General features: G+C 63.3%; 19 protein-coding genes. 10 read left to right on the top strand and 9 right to left on the bottom strand.

Annotated elements, in window-relative coordinates:
• Window positions 1-9 precede the first annotated feature (9 nt).
• The 3 genes from LQ249_RS18750 (at window position 10) to LQ249_RS18740 (ending at window position 2525) form a co-directional block, all read left to right on the top strand.
• The gene (locus tag LQ249_RS18750; RefSeq protein WP_128191867.1) at window positions 10-609 is read left to right on the top strand and encodes a TetR/AcrR family transcriptional regulator; all 600 of its coding nucleotides are present in this window, start codon (window positions 10-12) and stop codon (window positions 607-609) included.
• Window positions 610-635: 26 nt separating this feature from the next.
• A complete protein-coding gene (locus tag LQ249_RS18745; RefSeq protein WP_177030094.1) occupies window positions 636-1313 on the top strand; it encodes a type 1 glutamine amidotransferase domain-containing protein in 678 nt (225 codons plus the stop codon).
• Window positions 1314-1400: 87 nt separating this feature from the next.
• A complete protein-coding gene (locus tag LQ249_RS18740) occupies window positions 1401-2525 on the top strand; it encodes an alkene reductase (protein ID WP_126587229.1) in 1125 nt (374 codons plus the stop codon).
• A gap of 59 nt (window positions 2526-2584) precedes the next feature.
• Here LQ249_RS18740 and LQ249_RS18735 read toward each other — a convergent pair whose 3' ends face one another.
• Together LQ249_RS18735 and LQ249_RS18730 are read right to left on the bottom strand one after the other, a co-directional pair.
• On the bottom strand, window positions 2585-3583 hold the full coding sequence (locus tag LQ249_RS18735; protein WP_232565761.1) for an NAD(P)H-quinone oxidoreductase: 999 nt from the start codon (window positions 3581-3583) through the stop codon (window positions 2585-2587).
• A complete protein-coding gene (locus LQ249_RS18730; RefSeq protein WP_232565760.1) occupies window positions 3580-4812 on the bottom strand; it encodes a YbfB/YjiJ family MFS transporter in 1233 nt (410 codons plus the stop codon). Before LQ249_RS18730 ends, LQ249_RS18735 begins: the two co-directional genes overlap by 4 nt.
• Window positions 4813-4923: 111 nt before the next feature.
• On the opposite strand from LQ249_RS18730, the gene LQ249_RS18725 reads away from it, so the two are divergent.
• Both LQ249_RS18725 and LQ249_RS18720 read left to right on the top strand, forming a co-directional pair.
• Window positions 4924-5799 (top strand): LysR family transcriptional regulator, encoded by an 876-nt coding sequence (locus LQ249_RS18725; protein ID WP_057004381.1) that lies wholly within the window; start codon window positions 4924-4926, stop codon window positions 5797-5799.
• A 77-nt stretch (window positions 5800-5876) separates the two neighbouring features.
• Window positions 5877-6263, top strand: a complete 387-nt coding sequence (locus LQ249_RS18720) for a DoxX family protein (RefSeq protein WP_026139987.1) — start codon at window positions 5877-5879, stop codon at window positions 6261-6263.
• Between the two features lie 54 nt (window positions 6264-6317).
• Here the strand turns inward: LQ249_RS18720 and LQ249_RS18715 are convergent, their stop codons facing one another.
• From LQ249_RS18715 to LQ249_RS18700, 4 genes are all read right to left on the bottom strand, one after another.
• Entirely contained in the window at window positions 6318-7136 is an 819-nt protein-coding gene (locus LQ249_RS18715) for an alpha/beta fold hydrolase (RefSeq protein ID WP_232565759.1), read from the bottom strand.
• A 90-nt stretch (window positions 7137-7226) separates the two neighbouring features.
• Window positions 7227-8618 carry an alginate export family protein gene (locus tag LQ249_RS18710; protein ID WP_026139986.1) on the bottom strand — a complete coding sequence of 464 codons (1392 nt, stop codon included), beginning with the start codon at window positions 8616-8618 and terminating at the stop codon, window positions 7227-7229.
• 10 nt (window positions 8619-8628) lie between these two features.
• Window positions 8629-9525, bottom strand: a complete 897-nt coding sequence (locus LQ249_RS18705) for a hypothetical protein (protein ID WP_057004379.1) — start codon at window positions 9523-9525, stop codon at window positions 8629-8631.
• Window positions 9526-9636: 111 nt separating this feature from the next.
• Complete coding sequence (locus tag LQ249_RS18700) at window positions 9637-9948, bottom strand: hypothetical protein (RefSeq protein WP_046383038.1); 312 nt, start codon at window positions 9946-9948, stop codon at window positions 9637-9639.
• A 216-nt stretch (window positions 9949-10164) separates the two neighbouring features.
• Here LQ249_RS18700 and LQ249_RS18695 point away from each other — a divergent pair, with 216 nt between their 5' ends.
• Genes LQ249_RS18695 through LQ249_RS18685 form a run of 3 tightly spaced genes read left to right on the top strand, consistent with a single transcriptional unit; the run spans window position 10165 to window position 12315 of the window.
• Window positions 10165-10809 (top strand): secretin and TonB N-terminal domain-containing protein, encoded by a 645-nt coding sequence (locus tag LQ249_RS18695; RefSeq protein WP_126588347.1) that lies wholly within the window; start codon window positions 10165-10167, stop codon window positions 10807-10809.
• Complete coding sequence (locus LQ249_RS18690; protein WP_017846682.1) at window positions 10806-11351, top strand: RNA polymerase sigma factor; 546 nt, start codon at window positions 10806-10808, stop codon at window positions 11349-11351. The genes LQ249_RS18695 and LQ249_RS18690 overlap by 4 nt, the downstream gene beginning before the upstream one ends.
• A gap of 37 nt (window positions 11352-11388) precedes the next feature.
• The gene (locus LQ249_RS18685) at window positions 11389-12315 is read left to right on the top strand and encodes a FecR family protein (RefSeq protein ID WP_232565758.1); all 927 of its coding nucleotides are present in this window, start codon (window positions 11389-11391) and stop codon (window positions 12313-12315) included.
• Window positions 12316-13553: 1238 nt separating this feature from the next.
• Here LQ249_RS18685 and LQ249_RS18680 read toward each other — a convergent pair.
• Both LQ249_RS18680 and gspH read right to left on the bottom strand, forming a co-directional pair.
• On the bottom strand, window positions 13554-14165 hold the full coding sequence (locus LQ249_RS18680; RefSeq protein ID WP_046383039.1) for a type II secretion system protein GspJ: 612 nt from the start codon (window positions 14163-14165) through the stop codon (window positions 13554-13556).
• A complete protein-coding gene (gene gspH / locus LQ249_RS18675; RefSeq protein WP_057004377.1) occupies window positions 14162-14614 on the bottom strand; it encodes a type II secretion system minor pseudopilin GspH in 453 nt (150 codons plus the stop codon). Before gspH ends, LQ249_RS18680 begins: the two co-directional genes overlap by 4 nt.
• A gap of 92 nt (window positions 14615-14706) precedes the next feature.
• Between gspH and LQ249_RS18670 the strand changes: the two genes are divergently transcribed.
• Window positions 14707-15138 (top strand): type II secretion system protein N, encoded by a 432-nt coding sequence (locus LQ249_RS18670; protein WP_079444148.1) that lies wholly within the window; start codon window positions 14707-14709, stop codon window positions 15136-15138.
• On the opposite strand, the gene gspI is transcribed toward LQ249_RS18670, so the two are convergent.
• Window positions 15125-15511, bottom strand: a complete 387-nt coding sequence (gspI, locus tag LQ249_RS18665; RefSeq protein WP_017849134.1) for a type II secretion system minor pseudopilin GspI — start codon at window positions 15509-15511, stop codon at window positions 15125-15127. The genes LQ249_RS18670 and gspI overlap by 14 nt on opposite strands.
• A 148-nt stretch (window positions 15512-15659) precedes the next feature.
• Between gspI and gspG the strand changes: the two genes are divergently transcribed.
• Window positions 15660-16109 carry a type II secretion system major pseudopilin GspG gene (gene gspG, locus LQ249_RS18660; RefSeq protein WP_108525149.1) on the top strand — a complete coding sequence of 150 codons (450 nt, stop codon included), beginning with the start codon at window positions 15660-15662 and terminating at the stop codon, window positions 16107-16109.
• Window position 16110 lies beyond the last annotated feature (1 nt).

Genomic DNA, 16110 nt, shown 5'->3' with positions numbered 1-16110 from the left:
GAGTGAAGCATGCACAGCGCCAGCAAAAGTCCACGGCAGACCATTCTCGACGCGGCGCAATCGATTGTCGGCGCCAAAGGGTTTTCTGCGGTGGGGTTGAACGAAATCCTGCAAGCCGCCGATGTGCCCAAAGGTTCGTTCTATCACTACTTCCACTCCAAAGATGCATTCGGTGTGGTATTGCTCGACCACTACTTCGATCACTACGTAGAGGGCATGGCGCAACTGTTCGAGCAGCCCGGGTTGTCCCCGCGCGCCAAGTTGATGCGCTATTGGCAAGGCTGGATCGACAACCAGACCGGCTGCACCGACGCGGGCAAATGCCTTGCCGTCAAACTCGGTGCGGAAGTGTCAGACCTTTCAGAACCCATGCGCTTGGCCCTGGATCGCGGCACGTCGAGGACCATCGCCTTGCTTGCCGACGCGATCGGGCGCGGCGTCGAGGACGGTTCGCTGACAGTGGCGCAAGCCCCGCAAAGCCTGGCCCGGAGCCTGTATGCGTTATGGCTGGGGAGCAGCGTCATGAGCAAGATCACCCGTACATCCGCGCCGTTTGATCAGGCGCTGCTGCTGACCCGACAGCTGTTGGGTTGCCCTGACACACACTGACCTTAACCCTATCGAGGCACTGGAACATGAAAGTATTAATGGTACTGACCTCTCACGACCAGCTGGGCGATACCGGGCGCAAGACCGGTTTCTGGCTCGAAGAATTTGCCGCACCGTACTACGTGTTCAAGGACGCCGGCGCCGATGTGGTGCTGGCGTCCCCGGCCGGCGGCCAACCGCCACTGGACCCGGTGAGCGATCAAGCGGATGCGCAGACCGAACAGACCCGCCGCTTTGCCGCCGACCCGGCCGCGCAGCAGGCCCTGGCCAGCACCGTCAAGCTGGACACGATCAACACCGCCGACTTCGACACCGTGTTCTATCCAGGTGGCCACGGCCCACTGTGGGACCTGGCGGAGTCGCCGGTGTCCATCGCCCTGATCGAGGCGTTCGAGCGGGCCGGCAAGCCCATCGGTTTTGTCTGCCACGCACCGGGTGCCTTGCGCCACGTCAAGGCGGTCAATGGTGAGCCGCTGGTCAAGGGCCGTCGCGTCACTGGCTTTTCCAACGCGGAAGAAGCCGCGGTCGGCCTGACCGATGTGGTGCCGTTCCTGATCGAAAACGATTTCAAGGCACTGGGCGGCAAGTATGAGAAGGGCGCCGATTGGCAATCCTTTGTGCTTGAAGACGGTTTGCTGGTCACCGGGCAGAACCCTGCCAGTTCCAGCGCTGTTGCCAAGGCCCTGCTGAAGCTCACCGCATAAGTTAATCAACGGTTTTAAACCTGCATGGATTGGCGGCTCTCAAGAGCCGCCAACGGTTTCGCTCGTCCTGAATTTGGAATCTTTCAAATGACCCACAGTGTTTTAAGTACCCCGATAAAACTCGGGCATCACACCTTGGCCAACCGCGTCGTCCTGCCACCGCTGACGCGTCAACGCAGCGCGCAACCCGGCGATGTCGCCACCGAGCTGATGGCCGAGTATTACCGTCAACGGGCCTCGGCCGGTTTCATGGTCAGCGAGGGCACCCAGATCGAGCCGCGTGGCCAGGGTTACGCCTGGACGCCGGGCATCTACACCCCGGCGCAGATCGACGGTTGGCGCACCGTCACCGACGCGGTGCATGCCGAAGGCGGGGTGATCTTCGCCCAGCTCTGGCATGTGGGCCGGGTGTCCCACAATGCGTTGCAGCCTGACGGCGCCGCGCCCGTCGCACCGTCCGCGCTCCAGGCCGAACAGGCGAAGGCGTTCATCGCCACCGGGCCTGGCCAGGGTGAACTGGTCCAACCGCCCGTGCCCCGTGCCTTGACCACCCTTGAGGTCAAGGCATTGGTCGGGCACTACGCACAGGCGGCACGCAATGCGTTGGACGCCGGGTTTGACGGGGTGGAGATCCATGCGGCCAACGGTTACCTGGTCAACCAGTTCATCTCGGCCCACGCCAACCAGCGCGACGACGAGTACGGTGGTTCGCTGCACAACCGTCTGCGTTTTTTGCGGGAGATTGTCGAGGCTGTGAGCCAGGTGGTCGGCCCGCAACGCCTGGGCGTGCGCTTTTCGCCGTTGTTCAGCGGCACCGACGAGGACCGCGTGTACATCGGCCTGGTGGAAGACGACCCGCACCACACCTACCTGGAAGCGATCAAGGTGCTGCAAGCGGCGGGCATCGCCTATGTCTCGATTGCCGAAGCCGACTGGGACAACGCCCCCGACCTGCCCGACACGTTCCGTCAGGCCGTGCGTGACACCTTTACCGGGCGGATTATCTACGCCGGGCGTTACACCGCCGAGCGCGGTGCGCGGTTGGTCGACGCGGGGTTGGCCGACCTGATTGCGTTCGGGCGGCCCTTCATTGCCAACCCGGACTTACCGCAACGGCTCTTCAATGGCTGGCCGTTGAATCCGCTGCGGGCGGAGGGGATGTATGGTGGCAATGAAGTGGGCTATATCGATTACCCGGTGCATGCCCAATAGGTCATTTCTTGTGCGAGCTGTCGGGCCCTGCCAAGGCCCGACAGTGACGGCATCAGGCGTCACGCCACCTGCAACACAATCTTGCCGATATGATCCCCACCTTCCATCCGGGCATGGGCCTGGGCGGCGTCGGTGTAGGCGTAGACCTTGTCGATGATCGGCAGGCAACGCCCGGCGGCCAGCACAGGCCATACCTGTTCGCGCAGCTGTTCGGCGATCACGGCCTTTTCCTCGCGGGTGCGGGGGCGCAACAGTGAACCGGTTATCACCGCGCGTTTGCCGAGGATGGTCAGCAGGTCGACGTCATGCGCCTTGCCGCCGCCGAGAAAGCCGAGCATGACCAGGTGACCGTCCATGGCCAGGGCCTTGAGGTTATTGTTCAGGTACGAGGCCCCCATGATGTCGAGGATTACATCAACCCCCTGATCGGCGGTCTTCTGTGCGATGACGTCGGCGAAGTCCTGCTCGCGGTAGTTGATCGGTTCGGCGCCCAGCTTGGCGATGGCGGCGCATTTGTCGGCGCTGCCGGCGGTGGCGAAGGCCTCGATACCGAATTCGCGGCAGAGCATCAGCGCGGTGGTGCCGATGCCACTGGTGCCGCCGTGGATCAACACGCGCTGGCCTTTATGCGCGCCGGCGAGGCCGAACAGGTTGGACCACACCGTGAAGAACGTTTCCGGCACGGCGGCGGCTTGAATCCAGTCCATGCCCTTGGGGATCGGCAACGCCTGGCTGGCGGGCACCGCGCAAAACTGCGCATAGCCGCCGCCATTGGTCAGGGCACACACCTTGTCGCCAATGGCGTATGCGCTGACGCCGTCGCCGAGCGCCACCACTTCACCGGCCACTTCCAGCCCCGGAATCAGGCTCATGCCGGGTTTCAGCGGGTACTTGCCGGCGCGTTGCAGGGCGTCCGGGCGATTGACCCCGGCCGCCTGCACACGGATCAGGATCTCGCCGGGGCCCGCCACCGGTACGGCGACCCGCCGCGGTTGCAGGACGTCGGGGCCGCCGGGCTGGGTGATTTCGATCAGGGTCATTTCGTGCGGGAGCGTCATTCGAGAGTTCCTGTGGCGATGAGCGTATGGGTTGGGACCGCCTCTGACGGGCGGCGGTTCAGCAGGATCATGCCCAGTTCCAGCAGCAGCGCGACCACGATGGCCCCGGCCGCGATCATGAACAACAGGGCATGCTGGCCGCCGCTGCCGTTGAACAGCGCCGAGTAGGCAAAGCCTGCCAGCGCCTGGAACGTGGCGAAAGATACCGTTGCGCGGCTCCAGGCGAGCTGTTGATGGTGATGGTTGGGCACCAGCTCATGAACCCGCGCCAATGCCAGCGGCACGATACCCGGCGGGAACGAACCGAGGATCACCGCCAGCAGCGCCAACGCGGTGAACGAACTGGAGATCGGCAGCAGGCCGATCGTAATCGCCTGCACCGCCAGCACCAGGCGGATGCTCAGGCGCGCACCGAGCTTGTCGGCGAGAAATCCATACGTGACCGGGCCGACAATCGCCCCCAGGCCGTACATTACCCAGATCATCGCCCCGACGTGCGGCCCGGCCCCCAGGCCACGGGCGACGTAGTCCACCAGGAACACCATGGCTGGCACCAACCCGGCGGCCATGAACGCGTATTGCCCAAACAGCAGGTATACGCCCGGCGGGGTCGCGACGGATGCGTTGGCTTGCGGTGCCGCTTCATGCAGGGTGCCCGAAGGCCAGCCGAACCAGCTCGCTGCCGTCAATACCAGCGCCAACAGGCCCAGGCCGAACCACGTCTGTTGCAAACCCAGGCTCAACAACGGCGGCACAATCGTCCCGGAGCCTGCAATGCCCAGGCCGATGCCGAGGAAGATCGCGCCGCTGGCCAGGCCCCGACGCGCCGCGGGTACGTGGGGCAACACCGTCGCCGCCACCAGCACCATGATCGCGCCCCCGGCGATGCCCGACAGCAGGCGCCAGGCGAAGAACCAGAGCAACGACAAGGGAAAGCCACAGGCAAAGAACGCCAGGGTCACGGCCACAATCATCAGCCGCAAGGCGGCCGTGTTCGAGGTGCGCCGGGCGAGGGGCCGTCCGATCAGTGCGCCGACCAGGTAGCCCACCAGGTTGGCGGCGCCGAGGTACACCACGTCACTGGCGGCAAACCAGTGAGCCTGGATCAGCGAGGGGATCAGCGGGGTATAGGCGAAGCGCGCCAGACCGATGCTGACCAGGCTGGCGCACAGGCCGGCGAAGATCGGTAACCACAGTGCGCGGCGGGGCGGGGTGTGAGTGTCGGGCATGACGGCGGTCCTGAGGGTTTTCTCTGGCGCTCAGCATAGCCCCGTTGCATGATGCAATAACGCTGCGAGTATGCGGCGCATCGATGCATATATGCAGCATAAGGAGAGGGCATGAATTGGGACGATGCACGGGTCTTCCTGGCGGTGTGCCGCGAGTCGACCTTACGTGGCGCGGCGCGGGTGCTGGGGGTTGACCAGGCCACCGTCGGCCGACGGATCAACGCGCTGGAAAAGTCCTTGAGCGCCACCCTGTTCCTGCGCACCTCCGAAGGCTACGCGCTGACCGCCGTCGGCGAAGCCGCCCTGCGCAGCGTGGAAAAAATGGAGCGCTCGGCCCTCGAGCTGGAGCGCCAGATACAAGGCTTGGACGAACGCCTGACCGGCACCGTGCGGGTCAGTACCACCGACTCGTTGGCCATCGATTTTCTGATCCCGGCGATTGCCCGCTTGCACGAGCAGCACCCCGACGTGCGCGTGCATCTGGACGCGTCCACCCAGTTTCTCAGCCTGGCCAAGCGCGAAACCGACATCGCCGTGCGTAACATGCGCCCGGACAGCCCTGACCTGATCGCGCGGCGTATCGCACGTTGGCCGGTTGGGTTGTTTGCCTCCCAGGCTTATATCGATCGCCACGGCGCACCGGAGCCCGGCAGCCTGTTCGAAGGCCATGATCTGGTGGTGTACCACGCCTATCTGCAGAGCCAGAAGGACATGACCCTGGTCTGCGAACCCCTGGGCCGCGGCCGCATCGCGGCCACCCTGAGCTCCGGCCTGCTGGTGCGCCGTTCCATTGCCGCCGGCATCGGTATCGGTGAGATGCCGGTGTGTACCGGCGAACGCGACGGGCTGGTGCGTCTCTGGCCGGAGCGGACTCGGCCGATGCCTTACGACGTCTGGCTGGTGACCCACGCCGACCTGCGCCACACCGCGCGGGTGCGGGTGGTGATCGATGAAATCGTCGCGGGGTTTGCCGGCACCGGGGACTGAGGTCAGCACACGCTTGCAAGCTCGCCGGCATCTTTGCGCACACAATCGGCGGCAGTCATCTCACGGACAGGTCGCTTATGAACGAATCAAGAAATCAGGATGTGGGTCTGCTGTTTCTGCGGGTCAGCGGCGCACTGTTTCTGTGTTGGGTGCATGGCATGCCCAAACTGCTCAATTACAGCGAGCAATTGAAACTGATCGAAGACCCGTTTCACCTCGGCGCTCACGTTACGTTGCTGCTGGCGATTGGCGCCGAAGTGCTGTGCCCGCTGTTGATCATCGCCGGGGTGCTGGTGCGCCTGGCCTGCCTGCCGATCCTCGCGGTGCTGTTGATCGCGATGCTGGTGGTGCACCCGGAGTGGACGTTGCTGGAAGGGCAGTTCGGCTGGCTGCTGTTGATCATTTTCACCAGCGTGCTGATCGCCGGGCCGGGTCGCTTCACCCTCGGTCAGCGTTTTGCCTGAGCAAAAAAAGGCCGGGCAAGCCCGGCCAAATAAGGAGAGCGGGATCTAAGCGGTTCAGCGGTTCAGGAACGCCAGCAGGTCTTCGTTCAATGCCTGGGCGTGGGTCACTGCAAACCCGTGCGGCGCGTCTTTGTAGACCTTCAGCTCGGCACCCTTGATCATCTCGGCCGCTACCTTGCCGGTGGTTTCGAACGGTACGATCTGGTCGCCATCGCCGTGGATCACCAGGGTCGGCACGTCGATCTTGGCCATGTCCGGGCGGAAGTCGGTCTCGGAGAAGGCGGTGACGCAATCCACGGTCGACTTGAGCGATGCCAGCAGGGCGATCTGCAGGGTTTGCGTCAGTACGCCGGCGGAGACTTTCTGACCTTTGTTGATGCCGAAGAACGGCAGGTTGAAATCAGCAATGAACTGCGCCCGATCCTTCAGCAGGCCGGCCTTGATACCGTCGAACACATCGGTGGGCACACCCTGCGGGTAGTCCGGTTTCTGACCGAACAGCGGCGTCACCGCGCCCAGCAGCACCAGGCCGGCGACACGGGCACTGCCGTGGCGGGCGATGTAACGTGCGACGTCGCCGCCACCCATGGAAAAGCCGACCAGGGTTACGTCCTTGAGGTCCAGGTGTTCGATCAGTTGGGCGATATCGTCGGCAAAGGTGTTGTAGTCGTTACCGCTCCACGGCTGATCCGAGCGCCCGAAACCCCGGCGGTCAAACGCAATGGTGCGAAAGCCGCGGCTGCTCAGGTATTCCATCTGGTATTCCCACATGTCGGCATCCAGCGGCCAGCCATGGCTGAACAACACGGGTTTACCGCTGCCCCAGTCCTTGAAGTAGATCTGGGTACCGTCTTTGGCAACGAATGTGCTCATGGAAAACTCCTTGGTTGAGGAACGAAAAACGTCAGGATCACTATTGCCCCAAACCGGGCAACGGGCTTGTATGGGTGTGCTTGCTTGGGTTCACCAACTGAACTTGAGCTCTACCCCCAAATAATTACTGTCGTCGCCTCCGGCATCGCGCAAGGTCCGGCCGACTGCGTAATGCACCGCTTCAACCGCGCCGCTGAGGTTTGGCGTAAATACATAGTCGGTACGCAGTTGAGCGTAAGCGCCGGTCCAGCGATCACCCTGGCCTGCGGTGCCGGCGACCGGCAAGTTCGGCTGGGTGTAGACCGCGTCGCTGGTGGTCTGCCGCCAGAGCAGGCCGACGGCGGTCTGCACGCTCAGCTTGTCGACAGGCTGAACGGTGATCGAGGGCTTGACGTGAATCAGGTTGCTGTAGCCCGTATAGCCCGCCAGGGAAAAATAGTAGCCGTTGGGAAACAGCGGGTTGAAAGTGCCGAGGGTGCCGTCGCCGGCTTTACGGTCGCCCGAGGCAATATCCAATTGCAGGCCGATGCGCGGTTTCCACGCCAGGCTATCGAAGGTGTATCCGGTGCGGCTGCCGCCGGCCCAGGCGCGAATGTCCTTGTGGCCTACCGAGCCGCTTTGCAGCATGGCTTCGATGTCCCAGTCGAAACCCTGGGCCGCCCCGCCCAGGCGTGCGTCGACGAAATGCCGGGTTTCATCGCCGTCCGCATCCAGATAGTGCGCGGCGCTGCGCTCATACACGCCGTAGTAGGCTGACAGTTCATTCTTGCCGCCTACCAGTCGCTCGACCCGCAGCATATGAAAGCGCGCATCGCTGTTGGATGTGTCGTCGAAGTGCCGCCCGTCCTGATACTGCACCGGCTGGCTGGCGATGCCGATAAAGCGCCACTGACGGGTCTCCCAGTCGGCCCACAGCGCATCAAAGGATTGCCGTACATTCGGGCCGTCCCGCGACGAGATGAAACGCTGCAAGTCAAAGGCAAAGTCCTGGCGGCCGATACGGCTCTTGAAGGTGCCGGCGTCGAAGGTGTTGATGTATTCGGCGAAGGCCAGGCGTAGGTCCACGCGGTTCTGATCGGCGCCGCCGATCGTGGTCTTGTCGTAGGCCCGCACATCTTCGAGTTGGGTGAACACACGCCAGTTTTCATTCAAGTGCAGGTCAGCATGGACCTGGAAGCGTTGGAGCAAGTAGCTATCACGGGCCACGTTGTGTACGCCAAAACCGCTGGCATCGTTCATCTCGAAGCGCTCGCGCAATGTTGCGCCGAGGGACAGGTAGGTGAATGGGTTGGCGCTGGACAGCGGGAGGTACTTCAAGCTGTCCAGTGGCTGCGTGCGCAGCGCCGGATCGCTGAGTACGGACCAGTCTTCCTGCCAGCGGTTGGTCTTGATCGCCGGTCGCGTGGCCAACTCGTCTGCATGGCCACTGCTGGCGAGCAGCGGCCACAGCACAGCCAGGCCCCAGCCGGTGCGTCGAGTCATTGGCATGGGCTCAGTGCACCGTATTGAGCTGGTGAATTTCCGCGATATAGCCGCCCGGGAATTCAACCAGCGCGCTGCGCCGGTTTTTACTGGTGAAGGCCGGCACCAGCACTTTGGCACCCGAGCCGGTGGCTTTACCGAGCGTGGCGGTCAGGTCCGCCACTTGGTAGCCGGTGGTTTCATGCCCAAACGGGTAGGGCAGTTGGCCGTTAGTGACCAGCACCGTCATGCGTCCGAACGGCGATTCGATCTCGACGCGCCGGTAGGTGCCGCTGACCTGGCCCACGTCGACCGCGGATGCGTGCTTGTCATCGGCCAGCACCTTGCCATGGGAGAAGCCCAGGAACGACCGGATGAACGTGTCGGCGCGATCGGCGGAGAGGTAAACGCGGTTTTCCGGTAGGGTCTGGAACGCCGCGTAGTCTGGGGTCTTGGTGTGCCAGTAGAGCTGCATGTTCACACCACCTGGCCATTGGATCACCGCGTCCCGGCCAATCGGGTCGGGAAAATCGCTGACGATCACCGCCGCACCGTTGTCCCGGGCGGCTTTGAGCGCTGCGTCCATGTCCTTGACCAGATAGCCGTTGCGCTCCTGGCCGAACGGATGCGGGATGGGGGTGGTGAAGCCAAACAGCGACACTGTGCCTGCTGGCGTCTGCAGCAACTGCGAGGTGGTGCTGCTGGGCACCGGCAGCACATTCACCACCACCTGGGGCGTGCTCCTGCCGCCGAAAGTGGCGAGGAAGCTCTGGGTGAAACGGTCCACATCGGCCGGGGCGACGTACACATGGCTAGTGTCATATTGCGGTGCCACGGCGACCGCTGGCGTCGCCGCAAAGGCGCAGTTCATCATGGCGCCGGTCAACAGCGTCAATGCCAGCGATACCGTTCTCACTTTTTTGTACATGCCTACTCTCCCGCCTTTTTGGAAAGTCAGGAGATTAGGGGGTAGGGCAGCCAAGCGAATTGTATGGGCGTGCTCGGTTGAGCGGTTCAGCCTTGATGGCTTGTCAGAGGTTCAAGGCCGCTGCGGTTTGACCGACGTCCCGAACGTATTGCCCATGCGAATGCTGGTCGCCGCCGGGGTGGACAGTCCCACCTGATTCGGCGGCCGCTTCTGCACCGGTACGTTCTGCGCCTCGCGGTTTTTCTGCGCCGCCTTGGCCGCGTCCGCGTTGTTGCCCATCTGCTGGCCCAGGCAGCCATAGTCAGGAGCCTTATAGCCATCCACCGTCACCTCGGTGCAGCCTTTGGCGGCGGTTTCGGCGTGGGCGAGCAGGGGCAGCGCGGTACACAGCAACAGGCTGGCGAGGGTGGGGAGTCGCTTCATGGGGCCTCCTGGCGGGCCCGGGGAATTGGGCCGATAAGGCTTGAAAGTGTAGTGCAGCGGGTTTCCCATCACCGTGATGTTTTTTTTGCTATCACCGTAACATCAGGTTCATAAACTGGCCTCAGGATGACGGTTTTCAAGGACACGTCGGCCGTGCAGCGATGCAGAGCGGGGGGGGAACAGTGGGGCTTGCGGCGCGCCATCGGTGCCCTGGCCTTGCTGTTGCTGCTGGCGCTGGGTACCCCGGCGAGGGCAGAGCCGCCGCTGTTGATACTGGACCTGCCGGCACAAGATCTGGAACACGCACTGCAAGCGTACAGCCGCGCCACCGGCATGGCGGTGCTGGTCGACCGTGAACTGACGCGGGGCCGGCGCTCCATCAGCGTGCGCGGGCGCTTCACGGCGCAGGAGGCTTTGGCGATGTTGCTGACGGGGAGTGGCCTGATGGCGCGCTATGCACGCAGTGACGCGTTCACCTTGCAACTGCCCGAGGTCAGCCAACCCCCTGCCGCCCGTGGTGCATCGGCACGCAACGCAGCACGGATCAACAACAGCTATGCCGCGGCGTTGCAACAGGCGATCGAAACCAGCCTGTGCCGTTCGCCGTTGACCCACCCCGGCAGCTTCAGAGCGCTGGTGCAGGTCTGGGTCAGCCCTCAGGGGTTGATCGAATACAGCCGGTTGGTCAGTTCCACCGGCGATGAACAACGCGATGAAGCCCTGGTGCGCAGCCTGGGCGCTGCCCGGGTCGAACGCCCGGCGCCGAGCTCGCTGCGCCAGCCGGTGACTTTACTTTTGATGCCCGACACAACAGGAACGCGCATGGAATGCACAGCAGGGAAAGGAGCCTGGGGCGGATGAAAGATTCCGGGCACAGCACGATGGTCAGCCTGTTCCTGGCGTCCTACGAGGAGTTCAAGGTGCGTCTGCGCAAGCGCCTGGGCTCGGAGGACCTGGCCAACGATGTGCTGCACGAAACCTACCTGCGCGTCGATCGCATGGACATGCCGCCGAACCTGGCGCAGCCCAATGCCTACCTGTACCGCATGGCCTTGAACATCGCCGCCGATCGCCGCGAAGCCGACGCCCGGCTGTTGACCGGCAGCGAAGTCGAAGAGCTGCTGCAAAGCGCCGATGAAGCCCAGGACCCCTCGCGGGTAGTGGGCGGGCAGAAAGAAATCCAGTCCCTGGTCAAGGCGCTCTACGAACTGCCGGCGCGCCGTCGCAAGATCCTCATCGCCGCGCGCCTGGAAGAAGCGCCGCACCTGGAAATCTCCCAACGTTTCGGCATTTCCACGCGCATGGTCGAAAAGGAAATCAAGGCCGCCCTGGGCCACTGTGCCAAGCGCCTGGAAAGAAAAGTGATCCAGCGGTTCGGTCCCGGGGCCGGAAAACCGTCTTAGTGTTGAGTCCCTGATAAATCCGTGAGTATTTGCGCGCTTGAACATTTTTAGCCTCTCCACCGCCCGGGCAACCCCCGCCAGCCCATTGCACGATGAAGCCCGCGACTGGCTGCTTCTGCTGACCTCGGGTCGGGCCACCGTAGCCGATGCCAAGGCCCTGAAAGCGTGGTGCGCCCAGAGCCCGGAGCATGCCCAGGCGTTCGAGCAGGCCAAGACGTTATGGCGGCAAGTGGGCACAGCGGCTGAACAGGCGCAGCCCCCGCGCCATTTTGGCCGGCGAGCCTTCCTCGGCGGCGCAATAGCGGCGTCGGCGGCGTTGGTGATGGTGGGCGTCGGCGCCTCGGGTGGGCTGGCCGGCTTGACCGCGGACTATCGCACTGCGGTCGGCGAGCAGCGCCAGGTACTGTTGAGCGACGGCGTGAGCCTGGAACTCAATACCCAGACGCGCATCAGCCGGGTGGGGCAGGGGATCGAATTGCTCGAAGGCGAAGTCGAAGTGCTCGCCCATGTGGCCCAGCCGCTCAAGGTCCAGGCCGGCGCCGGCTGGGTCAGTGCGGCGCAGGCGCGGTTCAATGTGCGGCATACCGATCGCAACGTGTGCGTCACCTGTATCGAAGGGTGGCTGTCGGTGGATGTCGCCGGACGCACTGTACACATGGAGAGTGGCCGGCAACTCACCTATGGCGCCGCCGGGATCGGCGCGGTGGAGACGGTGGACGCCCAGGCGGTGGTGGCTTGGCGCGAGCAGGTGCTGGTGTTCAACAACGCGACGCTGGCGACGGTGGTGGACGAGATCAATCGCTACCGGCCGGGGATGTTGGTGTTATTGAACAAACAACTGGGCCAGCGCCGGGTGCAGGCGCGGTTCAGTTTGCAGCAGTTGGCGGGGGTGGCGTTGTTGATTCGTGATGCGTATGGGGCGAAGTGTACGGAATTGCCGGGGGGGGTGGTGTTGTTGAGTTAGGTTGACCGGGCATTTTTTTTGGATTGGGTTGGATTGAGTACATATCCGTTATTTAGGTTACGGCGGCTTATGGTTCCGGTCCGTACAAAAAGCCCCAAAGTAACCAAAGGGCTCTTGCCCCACCACTTGGTGCCTCGCCTAAGATCAAAAGCCAAAGCGAGGCGGCCTTATAGCCGACCTGATCCTGGAAGCCGAACCGGGTCAAAAATGTGGGAGGGGGCTTGCCCCCGATAGCAATATGTCAGCCACTACATGCATGACTGACCCACCGCTATCGGGGGCAAGCCCCCTCCCACATTTGGATCTCCATAGATCAGATAGACCTTGCTCTGCTTTTGATCTGCTCTTGATCTTGATCTTGATCTTAGGCGCCCCGTAAAACCACTCGGTGCCTCGCCTAAGATCAAAAGCCAAAGCGAGGCGGCCTTATAGCTGACCTGATCCTGGAAGCCGAACCGGGTCAAAAATGTGGGAGGGGGCTTGCCCCCGATAGCAATATGTCAGCCACTACATGCATGACTGACCCACCGCTATCGGGGGCAAGCCCCCTCCCACATTTGGATCTCCATAGATCAGATAGACCTTGCTCTGCTTTTGATCTGCTCTTGATCTTGATCTTGATCTTAGGCGCCCCGTAAAACCACTCGGTGCCTCGCCTAAGATCAAAAGCCAAAGCGAGGCGGCCTTATAGCCGACCTGATCCTGGAAGCCGAACCGGGTCAAAAATGTGGGAGGGGGCTTGCCCCCGATAGCAATATGTCAGTCACTACATGCATGACTGACCCACCGCTATCGGGGGCAAGCCCCCTCCCACATTTGGATCTCATAGATCAGATAGACCTTGCTCTGCTCTGCTTTTGATCTGCTCTTGATCTTGATCTTAGGCGCCCCGTAAAACCACGCTGGCCGAACGCAGGTATTACGCAGCGGGTAAACCGGCAGGGATGCCGGTTTAGCCGTCCCGGGCCATGGATGGCCCGTGACGGCGGCCCGCGGAGTAATGCCTGCGTTCGGGCACACCGAGCCTAGGCGAGGTGCCGAGTGGTGGGGCAAGAGCCCTTTGGTTACTTTGGGGCTTTTCCAAAGTGACCCGCTGTAAGAGCGGAACCCTAAGCCGCCGTTACCAAAAAAACGGATATGTCCCCCATCAAAACCCCAAGCCGCCATTACCAAAAAAACGAATATGCACTCAGCCGCCGCCATTACCGAAAAAACGAATATGCCCCCATCACCCACCCCTACCAAAGCGGCCCCACCACCTGCCGATACCGCTCCACCCCCTGCGCCGTCTGCCGCACCAGGCTCACCTCCAGCCCCAGCGGATCTTCCCGCCGATTCCCGCTCAACTGCCGCCAGCCCTTGTCCGCCTCCCAAACCCGCACCTGCAGATCACTGACCCCGGTCAACACCACCACCCCATCCTTAGCCGCCGGCAACGGAAAGCGATCCCGCGCCGGTGCGGCTGCGCGGTACAGGCTGTCGCCCTTGAGCCACCACCGCACCCGTTGCAGCCCATCCGCCGCGACTGGCGCGCTGCGGATCACGTCCAGGCGAAAGCCCTTGCTGTCGGAACTGCGCACCGTCACCGCCGCCAACCCGCTGGGCTTGGTTTTATCGGCTTGCAGAGAAGCCGGCACGCTCAGCTCCACGCTGGCGCGCATGTTGAGATCGCGCTGCAACTGGTTCAGCGCCCGCAACAACGCCTCGGTCTGTTCCGTGCTGGCCTGCAAGTGCTGATCCGCACGGGTCACGCTGTCGAGGCCGCGCCAGGCGATGAGGCTGACCAGCGCCATCAGCATGATCGCCACCATCACCTCAATCAGCGTGAAGCCTTTCTGCGAGGCACTCATGGCTGGCTCACCACGCGCATCAAACCGGCGGCATCACGTTGCAGGCTGAGGCGGTGTTGCCCGTCGGACAGCTCGACCCGCACCGGCGGGTTGATCCATTCGGCGTCGAGCACCAAGGTTTGCCGGGGCTCGATCGTGACCTGCATCGGCGTGCTCTCCCATAGGCGCGGGCGCAGTTGGGCGTCGCCCTGGAATGACTCCACGCCGAGGCCGTCATCGCTGCGACGGTTGAAGCGGAAACCCTTGGCGTCCGCGCGCCAGGTGATCGGCCGCCCATCGGCGCGGGCTTCGGCCTGGGCTACTTGCAGCAACTGACTCAAACGCTCGGCATCCTTGCGCAGCAGGTGCAGCGGGTCGGGCTTGATGGTCAGGCTGATGGCGGCGCTGGCAATGCCGATGATCACCAGCACCACCATCAGTTCGATCAGGGTGAAACCTTGCTGTTTCATGGGGCGGCACCTGGAAAGCTGGCGAGGTTATGAAATAAAAACGTGCGAATTGGCCTGTAGGCTGATGCCACGGACAAACAGGAGGTCCACCCATGGCACTTGCCCTTCGTTTTTCTCCCGCCCTCGGCGTGCAGGCACTGGCCGTGGTTGCCGCGTTGGCCGGCGTGGCGGTTTGGACGCCGTTGCTGCTCACTTCCGCCGAATCCCACACGCCGCCGGCGGCCGCCGAGGTGTTGGCGGCGCGCAGCGATAACCCGGCGTTGCAGTGGTTTTCCACGGCGCCGACGGCATTGCAGGTCAAGGTCTCGGGGGTCTTGGCCGGAGCGCGGGGTGCGGTGGCGATCCTCAGCCTCAACGATGGCCCGCCGCGCAGTTTTCTGCTCGGCGAGCGCCTCAGCCCCGGCGTGCGCTTGACGGCCATCGCGGGCGACGGTGTCGAGATCGAACGCGGCGGCGAGAAGGTGCGCGTGCAGCTCGACACGTTGCCGCAGGCGCCCGCATTGCCACGCCTCACTCGGCCTTGACCTGCGGCCTGGCCAGGGTCGTCGCCAGGCGCGCCAACGGCGGCGCCTCGCGGCTGGCGTCCCGCACCTGCACATCGACCTGCACCAACTGACTGTCGGGGCTGTTGCTGAGGGTCTGCTCGCAACGCAGTTTCAAGCGGCCCTGATCGCACGCGAAGGTCTTCTTACCGCTGCTCAACCGCCCCTCCAACTGCAACTCCGCCAGCCGGCTTTGCGCCGCCAGCATCGCCATCGACTTGTCGCGCAACAGGCCGTTGCTCTGGGTCATCAACCCGGCCACGCGCACGGCCGCGGCCATGGCCACCGCGATGATCGCCAGCGCCACCAGCACTTCAATCAGGGTAAAACCTCGCTCGTTGCGGTGCCTGCGCATGGCGTTCTCAAAGCCTGGAAACAGGTGCGCAGCCTAGCGCTGGCAGTTGACCGATTGGCGACCGAAACTCCCGAGGATTTTCAATACGACTGACATGTGTTCTTGCAACACTGCGCCCCGAAATGCACTCAAGCCAAGGAATGTCGAGATGGATATCGCACGCCTAACATCCCCACTGCCAGGCCCTCGCGGCCAGCGTGGCTTCACTCTGATCGAGATCATGGTGGTGGTGGTCATTCTCGGGATTCTGGCGGCGATGGTGGTGCCCAAGGTACTCGACCGTCCGGACCAGGCGCGGGCCACCGCGGCGAAACAGGACATCGGCGGGTTGATGCAGGCGCTGAAACTCTATCGCCTCGACCACGGCAGTTACCCGACGATGAACCAGGGCCTCAAAGTGCTGGTGGAACGCCCGGCGGATGCGAAAAACAGCAACTGGCGCGCCTACCTCGACCGTCTGCCCAATGACCCGTGGGGCCGTCCTTATCACTATCTCAACCCAGGCGCCAACGGCGAGGTCGATGTGTTCTCCCTGGGCGCCGACGGCCAACCGGATGGCGACGGCGTGAATGCCGATATCGGCTCCTGGCAGCTGTAAG

This window comes from Pseudomonas sp. 7-41 (assembly GCF_021233075.1).
Classification (GTDB): domain Bacteria; phylum Pseudomonadota; class Gammaproteobacteria; order Pseudomonadales; family Pseudomonadaceae; genus Aquipseudomonas; species Aquipseudomonas veronii.
The sequence above is the reverse complement of the archived record's forward strand: the minus strand, read 5'-3'. Positions and strand labels throughout refer to the sequence as shown.

Coding starts and splice junctions, on each gene's coding strand:
- LQ249_RS18740 (WP_126587229.1), top strand. CDS start 1,401: ATGACCCACAGTGTTTTAAGTACCCCGATAAAACTCGGGCATCACACC.
- gspH (WP_057004377.1), bottom strand. CDS start 14,614: ATGAAACAGCAAGGTTTCACCCTGATCGAACTGATGGTGGTGCTGGTG.
- gspG (WP_108525149.1), top strand. CDS start 15,660: ATGGATATCGCACGCCTAACATCCCCACTGCCAGGCCCTCGCGGCCAG.
- LQ249_RS18705 (WP_057004379.1), bottom strand. CDS start 9,525: ATGTACAAAAAAGTGAGAACGGTATCGCTGGCATTGACGCTGTTGACC.
- LQ249_RS18710 (WP_026139986.1), bottom strand. CDS start 8,618: ATGACTCGACGCACCGGCTGGGGCCTGGCTGTGCTGTGGCCGCTGCTC.
- LQ249_RS18700 (WP_046383038.1), bottom strand. CDS start 9,948: ATGAAGCGACTCCCCACCCTCGCCAGCCTGTTGCTGTGTACCGCGCTG.
- LQ249_RS18680 (WP_046383039.1), bottom strand. CDS start 14,165: ATGAGTGCCTCGCAGAAAGGCTTCACGCTGATTGAGGTGATGGTGGCG.
- LQ249_RS18735 (WP_232565761.1), bottom strand. CDS start 3,583: ATGACGCTCCCGCACGAAATGACCCTGATCGAAATCACCCAGCCCGGC.
- LQ249_RS18745 (WP_177030094.1), top strand. CDS start 636: ATGAAAGTATTAATGGTACTGACCTCTCACGACCAGCTGGGCGATACC.
- LQ249_RS18750 (WP_128191867.1), top strand. CDS start 10: ATGCACAGCGCCAGCAAAAGTCCACGGCAGACCATTCTCGACGCGGCG.
- LQ249_RS18730 (WP_232565760.1), bottom strand. CDS start 4,812: ATGCCCGACACTCACACCCCGCCCCGCCGCGCACTGTGGTTACCGATC.
- LQ249_RS18725 (WP_057004381.1), top strand. CDS start 4,924: ATGAATTGGGACGATGCACGGGTCTTCCTGGCGGTGTGCCGCGAGTCG.
- gspI (WP_017849134.1), bottom strand. CDS start 15,511: ATGCGCAGGCACCGCAACGAGCGAGGTTTTACCCTGATTGAAGTGCTG.
- LQ249_RS18720 (WP_026139987.1), top strand. CDS start 5,877: ATGAACGAATCAAGAAATCAGGATGTGGGTCTGCTGTTTCTGCGGGTC.
- LQ249_RS18715 (WP_232565759.1), bottom strand. CDS start 7,136: ATGAGCACATTCGTTGCCAAAGACGGTACCCAGATCTACTTCAAGGAC.
- LQ249_RS18690 (WP_017846682.1), top strand. CDS start 10,806: ATGAAAGATTCCGGGCACAGCACGATGGTCAGCCTGTTCCTGGCGTCC.
- LQ249_RS18670 (WP_079444148.1), top strand. CDS start 14,707: ATGGCACTTGCCCTTCGTTTTTCTCCCGCCCTCGGCGTGCAGGCACTG.